Annotated in this window: 5 protein-coding genes; 1 reads left to right on the forward strand and 4 read right to left on the reverse strand. The window is 62.7% G+C overall.

From position 1 onward, the window contains the following. Window positions 1–16 precede the first annotated feature (16 nt). Window positions 17–1,825, reverse strand: a complete 1,809-nt coding sequence (locus I2H36_RS16940; protein WP_196265073.1) for an IlvD/Edd family dehydratase — start codon at window positions 1,823–1,825, stop codon at window positions 17–19. 233 nt (window positions 1,826–2,058) lie between these two features. On the opposite strand from I2H36_RS16940, the gene I2H36_RS16945 reads away from it, so the two are divergent. Continuing rightward, a complete protein-coding gene (locus I2H36_RS16945; RefSeq protein ID WP_196265074.1) occupies window positions 2,059–2,658 on the forward strand; it encodes a hypothetical protein in 600 nt (199 codons plus the stop codon). A 6-nt stretch (window positions 2,659–2,664) separates the two neighbouring features. On the opposite strand, the gene I2H36_RS16950 is transcribed toward I2H36_RS16945, so the two are convergent. From I2H36_RS16950 to I2H36_RS16960, 3 genes are all read right to left on the reverse strand, one after another. Continuing rightward, complete coding sequence (locus I2H36_RS16950; RefSeq protein WP_196265075.1) at window positions 2,665–3,501, reverse strand: tellurite resistance TerB family protein; 837 nt, start codon at window positions 3,499–3,501, stop codon at window positions 2,665–2,667. Between the two features lie 101 nt (window positions 3,502–3,602). Continuing rightward, complete coding sequence (locus I2H36_RS16955) at window positions 3,603–5,774, reverse strand: TRAP transporter permease (protein ID WP_196265076.1); 2,172 nt, start codon at window positions 5,772–5,774, stop codon at window positions 3,603–3,605. A gap of 78 nt (window positions 5,775–5,852) precedes the next feature. Further along, window positions 5,853–6,830, reverse strand: coding sequence for a TAXI family TRAP transporter solute-binding subunit (locus I2H36_RS16960; RefSeq protein ID WP_196265077.1), 978 nt, complete (start codon window positions 6,828–6,830; stop codon window positions 5,853–5,855). Between the last annotated feature and the right edge of the window lie 302 nt (window positions 6,831–7,132).

Genomic DNA, 7,132 nt, shown 5'->3' on the forward strand with positions numbered 1-7,132 from the left:
CTGCCCTCGTTGCTAGCTAGTGATTGTCGCGCGGCACGCCGAAGGTCTGCGCGACCTTCTGGTACTTCACGGCAGGCTTCAGGGTCATGCCCTCCGAGAGCTGGTCGACCATGGAGCGCTGGATCTCCTGCCAGGGGGTCTGGCTCGCCGGATAGGCATAGCCGCCTCTGGATTCGAGATCGGAGCGGCGCTTCTCCAGTTCTTCAGGCGACAGGAGAATGTCGGCCGTGCGCTTGTTGAGGTCGATACGAACGCGATCACCCGATTGCAGCAGCGCCAATCCGCCGCCGGCGGCAGCCTCCGGCGATGCATTGAGGATCGACGGCGTGCCGGACGTGCCGGACTGACGGCCGTCGCCGATGCATGGCAGCGAGAGAACGCCGCGTTTGATCAGTGCGCCCGGTGGCTGCATGTTCACCACTTCGGCTGCTCCGGGATATCCGATGGGACCCGCACCGCGCATGATCAGGATCGTGTGCTCGTCGATGTTGAGCGACGGATCGTCGATGCGGTGGTGGTAATCCTCCGGCCCGTCGAAGACCACGACGCGGCCCTCGAAGGCGTTCGGATCCTTCGGATTGTTGAGGTAGCGCTCCTGGAACTCAGGGCTGATCACGCTCGTCTTCATAATGGCGGAATCGAAGAGCGTACCCTTGAGATTGAGGAAGCCCGCCTTCTCCTTCAACGGATTGTCGTAGGAGCGGATCACGTCGTGATCCCAGGTGTGCTTGCCGCGGCAGTTCTCGCCGATGGTGGTGCCGGTGCAGGTGATCGCGTCCTCGTGGATCTTTCCGGCACCGATCAGCTCGGCCATCACAGCCGGCAGGCCACCGGCGCGGTAATACTCTTCGCCGAGATATTCGCCCGCGGGCTGCACGTTGACGAGCAGCGGGATTTCGAAACCGATGCGCTCCCAGTCGCTGTTGTCGAGCGGCACGCCGATATGCTTGGCGATCGCGTTGATGTGGACCGGCGCATTGGTGGAGCCGCCGATCGCCGCATTGGCCACGATGGCGTTCTCGAACGCCTCGCGGGTCATGATGTCGGAGGGCTTCAGGTCCTCCCACACCATGTCGACGATGCGCTTGCCCGTCTCATAGGCCATCTGACCGCGTTCACGGTAAGGCGCCGGCACGGCCGCCGAACCCGGCAGGGACATGCCGAGCGCCTCGGCCAGTGCATTCATCGTCGAGGCCGTGCCCATAGTGTTGCAGTGACCGACGGATGGGGCCGACGAGCCGACGATGTCGATGAACTGCTGGTAGTCGATGTCACCCGCGGCATGACGCTCGCGCGCCTTCCACACGATGGTACCGGAGCCCGTGCGCTCGCCCTGGTGCCAGCCGTTCAGCATCGGGCCGACATTGAGCGAGATCGCCGGGATATTCACGGTAGCGGCCGCCATCAAGCAGGCCGGCATGGTCTTGTCGCAGCCGGTGAGCAGCACGACGCCGTCGAGCGGATAACCGTAGAGAACCTCGACGAGGGAGAGATAGGCGAGGTTGCGGTCGAGGCAGGCGGTCGGGCGCTTACCGGTCTCCTGGATCGGATGGCACGGGAACTCGAAGGCGACGCCGCCGGCGGCCGTGATGCCGTCGCGCACGCGCTTGGCGAGATCCAAGTGATGCCGGTTGCAGGGCGACAGGTCGGATCCCGTCTGCGCGATGCCGATGATCGGCTTCTTGCCCTGCAATTCCTTGCCCGTGAGGCCGAAGTTCAGGTAGCGCTCAAGGTAAAGGGCGGTCATGCCCGGATTGTCCGGGTTGTCGAACCAGAGCCGTGAGCGAAGCTGATCGGGAGTGCGACGGTGAGGCCTCTCAGCCATTCTTCATTTCCTTTTTGGACATCGGTGACCGGATTGGCAGGTATTTGATCTGGAGCGGGGGCTGAGATCAACCATGCCTTTGACGAAAGTCGTCATCATTCGACGAGAAAACTGCCCGTGAAGGTTCCTCACGAGGATCCGCTCCCTTCCCGGCAGACGATAATTCGTTATGCTATTGCATGATATAACGGCTTCGTGCGTTTGGAGCCCCACCACCTCTGCGTGAAAAAACCATGCTTCGACCTGCCCTTCTCCTGATCATCTCGGCAAAGCTTGTTGTTCCGGCCTATGCCGATGACTGTCCCAACGCTCAGACGGCGAAGCTCGGCTTTGTGCTGGAACGCCAAGGCACGAAAGCCGAAGTCCGGCCCTCCTCGGACAACTTCGTTCACGTGGTGAACTCGTATCCCGGTGGGAAGACGCAGGATGTGATCTACTACCGGGGCTTCTTCCCCATCAGCCGCTTCGACGATACGGCTCGCAGCATCAACATTCCTGTGTCCGACCTGCGGACGGTCTTTCCGCTGGAACTGAAAGCGCGCCGCGCCCTCACTTATGCTCCGGCGCGACCCGACAAGGTGGGAGACCTGATTTCCCTCGAGCTGACGGTGACAGGCCAAGAGCAGATGCAGCTCGGCACTTGCTCTTATAATGTCCTGATCGTGAAGAACCGCTTCCTGAACGCGGCCGGCAAGGCCACGTCCGAGCACACGGATCTCTACTCGCGCGAGCTCGGCTTCATTCTGGCCAAGCGCTACGAGGAAAGAGGCGGGGCACAGACCACCATGAAGTACCAGAGCATCCGGCCTTTGGGGAAAACCTCGCCTCTCTAAGCCTTCTCAGGTCATCGTGCCTGCCGTATCGTCGATCTGGGCCCTGACGGCCGGGTCGAGATCGAGTGCCTCGGCCAGCTGGTTCAGGAACTCGCGCTCCTGGATCGTGTCGGGATCGATGGCGATGCGGGCGGCCGAATACACCTGAGCGGCTTTTTCCGGATCGTTCACGTTCGCGGCGAGCTCCTCCACATCGGCGGGCGAAGCCATTTCGGTATCGAGCCAGCGGGTGGCATCCGGGTCGATGCCTGCTTCGGTCAGCCCCTTGGTGATTCGCGACCGCTCCGTGTCGTCGATCTGTCCATCGGCGGCCGCCGCCGCCACCATGGTGCGCAGGAAGAGAAGCGCGTCATCCTCCGTCTGGGACACCGGGTGGAAGCGCGAAGTTTCCGGCACGCTGAGCGCCGATTGCGCAACCCCGTCCCCTGATTGCGATGCATGATTTCCGGCCGCAGTTGCCTGGGGCTCGTCTATCGTCGGGATGGCCGTCGCGCCTGCCCCGCCTTTGGCCGATAGCTGGTTCTGATAGGCCTTGTAGGCCAGGCCACCGATCACGGCGAGGCCGCCCAGCTTGACGAGACCACCGGTCAGCTTGCTCTTCTTGCGCCCTTTGAACAGGAGCCCGGCCAAGCCGACGAGAGCCGTTTGCGTCAGGCCCGGATGCTGCGTGGCGAAATCCTTGGCCTTCTGCAGGAGCTGGTCGGATGACTGGCCGGTGACCTGGGTTACGCTCCGCTCGACCTGCTGCCGCACGCCTCCTTGAGCCGGTTGGCCCGGATTCTGCTGATCGGGACGCCCGATGGTTCCGATGAATGCATCCAACAGCTTCCGGTAATCGACCATGCGGCCCTCCTGCGATCTTTGAACCAAGCCAAGAACAACGGGAGCGCCGCCGAATGGTTCAGGTTCTCGGAAGACGAGGGCCGCAGCAATCCTCCTTGCCGTCAGGCGGGCTTCGGCACCATGGCGGTTCGAGCCTTGAGAACCTGGGACACGACGACCGGAGCCGCCAGGGCAAGGCCGATCAGGGTTGTTTCCGGATCGGGGGCGATGATCGGCAGGGCCGCCAAGCCGATGAGCCAACGCTCCCAGGCCCGCATCGCGGTGAGACCATAGCCCGCAAAGGCCGCCGACAGGAACATGATGCCGACGATGGCGCCGCCCGTGACGAACAGGAAGCTGGCCCACGTGAACTCGGGCGTGACGATGAGCATGGCCGGCCCATAGACGAAGACGAACGGCACCAGCACCTTGCCGAGCCCGAGGCGGAAGGCCGTGTTGCCGGTCTTGAACGGGTCGGCGCCTGCCATGCTGGCGCCCGCATAGGCCGCCAGCGCCACGGGCGGCGTGATGTCGGCGAGCACCCCGTAATAGAACACGAAGAAATGCGCCACGAGCGGCTGGACACCGAGCAGGCCGAGCGCCGGCGCCGCGACCGTCACCATGATGATGTAGTTCGCCGTGGTCGGCACGCCGCAGCCCAACAGGATGCAGACGATTGCCGTCATCAGCAGGGTGAAGAACAAGGTTATGGCGTTCAAGTTGGCAAGACCGACCGGTACGAGATCCACGAAGGCTTGCGCCAGTTGGGCTGCAAAAGACGTGACGATGAAGGAAATCTTGAAACCCACGCCCGTGAGCGTAACGATGCCCACGATGATGCCGACGGTCGCTGCCGCCGCGCCGACGCCGATGGCGTATTTCGCCCCAACCACGAACGCGTCGATCAGGTCGAACACAACCGCCTTGCCGGCCTCGCTCTTGAGATAAGTATAGACGAGGAGCGCCAGAACGAAGGCGAGCGCCGGCCCCACGAAGACGATCTGCGTGAGCATGCCCGTGGCGATGCCGGCAATGACCGCGGCAAGGAAGCCGAGAGTGATGGCGGGCACCCTGGAGGCGCCGACGACGAGGCAGGCGGTGATGCCCCAGAAGGCTGCCAGATAGGGTGTGAAGCCGGAGAACAGCACGATCAGCAGAACTGCGAGCGGCATGATCGTCTGCCATCCTTCCCGGATGACTTTCGCTGCCTTTGGCAGCTCTTCCGCCGGCAGTCCCTTCAGGCCGGCGCGCTTAGCCTCGAGATGGACCTGCATGAAAACGCCGAAGAAGTGCATGCATGCCGGCACGATCGCCGCCAGGATGATCGTCTGGTAGGATAAATTCAGGAACTCGACCATCAGGAAGGCGGCGGCGCCCATGATCGGCGGCGTGATCTGCCCGCCGGTCGAAGCCGCCGATTCGACGGCGGCCGCGAAATGGCGCTGGTAGCCGACCCGGATCATGGCTGGGATCGTGAGCGACCCGACCGTCACCGTATTGGCAATAGACGAACCGGAGATCATCCCGAACAGGGCAGAGCCGAAGATCGAGACCTTCGCCGGCCCGCCCGCGTAGCGGCCTGCCACAACGGTGGCGAGATCGATGAACAGCTTGCCGAGGCCAACCCGCGTCGCGAGCACGCCGAACAGCACGTAGTGGAAGACGTAAGTGGCAACGACGCCCAGGGCGATGCCATAGATGCCCTGGCTCGTGAGATAGAGGTGGTTGACGATGTTGGACCAGGAAGCGCCGGGATGCTGGAGAATGCCCGGCATGGACGGCCCGAAATAGGCGTAGAGCATCACGAAAATCGAGATGACCGGCAGCGGCCAGCCCACCGAGCGCCGGGTCGCCTCCAGCAGCACGACGATCAGGATCGTGCCCATGACCACGTCGGTCGCTGAGGGATTGCCGACCCGGAAAGCCAGCTCGTTGAAGATCCACGGAACGTAAAGGCTGGCGACGGCCGCGGCGATGGCCAGAGCCCAATCGACCAGTGAGATGCTGCCCGGGCGCCACCAACTCGACGGGGCAACCCGTTCATAATCCTTCTTGGAGGCCGAGAAGACGAGGAAGATCAGGCCGAGCACGAAGGCCATGTGGATGCCGCGGTGCGTCGCTTCCCGCAACAACCCGAAGCCCGCCGTGTAGTAATGGAAGAACGAAAGGGTGAGAAGAATTCCCGCCACCAGCCATGCGGTCCCTGCCGGCAATGGCCGGAAACGCATCTCGGGATCGAATTTCTCCTCGAGGCTGCGGCTCTCGATGATCATATCGGCGGGGGTGGCGGTCATGGCGTGGTCTCAGCTCGAAGAAAAAGCGCCTCCCGCGGCGATTGTCGCGGGAGGCCGGTGCAGTCGGTTGCGCGGCGATCAGCTCTTAAGGAGACCAGCCTCCTTGTAGAAGCGCTCAGCACCCGGGTGGACCGGGATGCCGGCACCGGCGAGCGCGCTTTCCTTGCGGATCAGCTTGCCTTTGGCATGGCCGGCATCCAGCGCCCCACGTGTCTTGTCGCTCCAAAGGCCTTTCACGACATTATAGACCACTGCCTCCGGCACCTTCGCCGAAGTAATCCACTGGGCACCAACGGCCAGCGTCTTGACCGCGCCGACATCCTTATAGGTGCCGGCCGGAATCTCGTCGGCGGCAAAGAAACTGTATTGCTTGCGGATCGCGTCAGCCTCGGCTCCCGACAGAGGCACGATCTCAACACCTCCGCCCGTAGCGGCGAGTTCCGTGATGGCGCTTGTGGGATAGCCGCCGACGAAGAAGAAGGCATCGAGCCCACCGTCGCGCATACGCTCCGCTGCCTGGTTGGGCTTCAGGAAGTCGGCCTTCACGTCCGTCTCCTTCAATCCCCAGCCGGAGAGGATGATCCGGGAGTCGACCAGCGTTCCGGATCCCGGTTCGTCGAGGGAAACGCGCTTGCCCTTGAGATCGGCCACAGACTTGATGTTGGCGGCCTTCGCAGCAACAAGATGGATGCTCTCAGGATAGAGATTGGCGAGAAGCCGCAGATCCTCGATCTTGCCCTTTCCTTCGAAAAGGCCCGTGCCCGTATAGGCCCAATAAGCCACATCAGCTTGGCTGAAGCCGGATTCGAGAGCGCCTGACGCAATGGAGTTCACATTGGCCACCGAGCCATTGGACGCCTGGGCCGTCAGCACAAGTTGCGGCGGGTTCGACACGGCGTTCGCGATCAGTCCGCCGATCGGATAATAGGTGCCGGCGGTACCGCCTGTTCCGATCCGGAAGAAGGCGGGGCCTTGCGCGAACGCGTTGCGGCCGAGAGCCGCTGCGGCGCCTAATCCGAGGCCGATCTTGGCCAAGTCGCGGCGTGTCATCGTCATGAACATGTACTCCCCTCGTGAAGGACTGACCGCTTCTGATACGGTTCTGCTCCACTCTAACGGGAATTCTGTCTTCGTCTATGGCTGGTGCGAACGATGCATTGACGTGAGCCGATGCCACAAGCGCCATTGCCCCGTGCGATCGCTGCGTACGATTCCAGACCTCGTCAATTTTTGTTCTGTTGTGGCACTTTGGTCCCTGCCGAAAACAATCAAAGTGGACCAGCCAAGCAAAAACCCTCGAAGGCTGGGCCATTCGAGGGTTTTGGGTTGATGAGGTTTGGTTGCGGGGACAGGATTTG

Source organism: Microvirga terrestris (assembly GCF_015694425.1).
GTDB classification, from domain to species: domain Bacteria; phylum Pseudomonadota; class Alphaproteobacteria; order Rhizobiales; family Beijerinckiaceae; genus Microvirga; species Microvirga terrestris.

Excerpts from the sequence above, each read along its gene's own strand:
- I2H36_RS16940 (WP_196265073.1), bottom strand. The coding sequence starts at position 1,825 with ATGGCTGAGAGGCCTCACCGTCGCACTCCCGATCAGCTTCGCTCACGG.
- I2H36_RS16945 (WP_196265074.1), top strand. The coding sequence starts at position 2,059 with ATGCTTCGACCTGCCCTTCTCCTGATCATCTCGGCAAAGCTTGTTGTT.
- I2H36_RS16950 (WP_196265075.1), bottom strand. The coding sequence starts at position 3,501 with ATGGTCGATTACCGGAAGCTGTTGGATGCATTCATCGGAACCATCGGG.
- I2H36_RS16955 (WP_196265076.1), bottom strand. The coding sequence starts at position 5,774 with ATGACCGCCACCCCCGCCGATATGATCATCGAGAGCCGCAGCCTCGAG.
- I2H36_RS16960 (WP_196265077.1), bottom strand. The coding sequence starts at position 6,830 with ATGACGATGACACGCCGCGACTTGGCCAAGATCGGCCTCGGATTAGGC.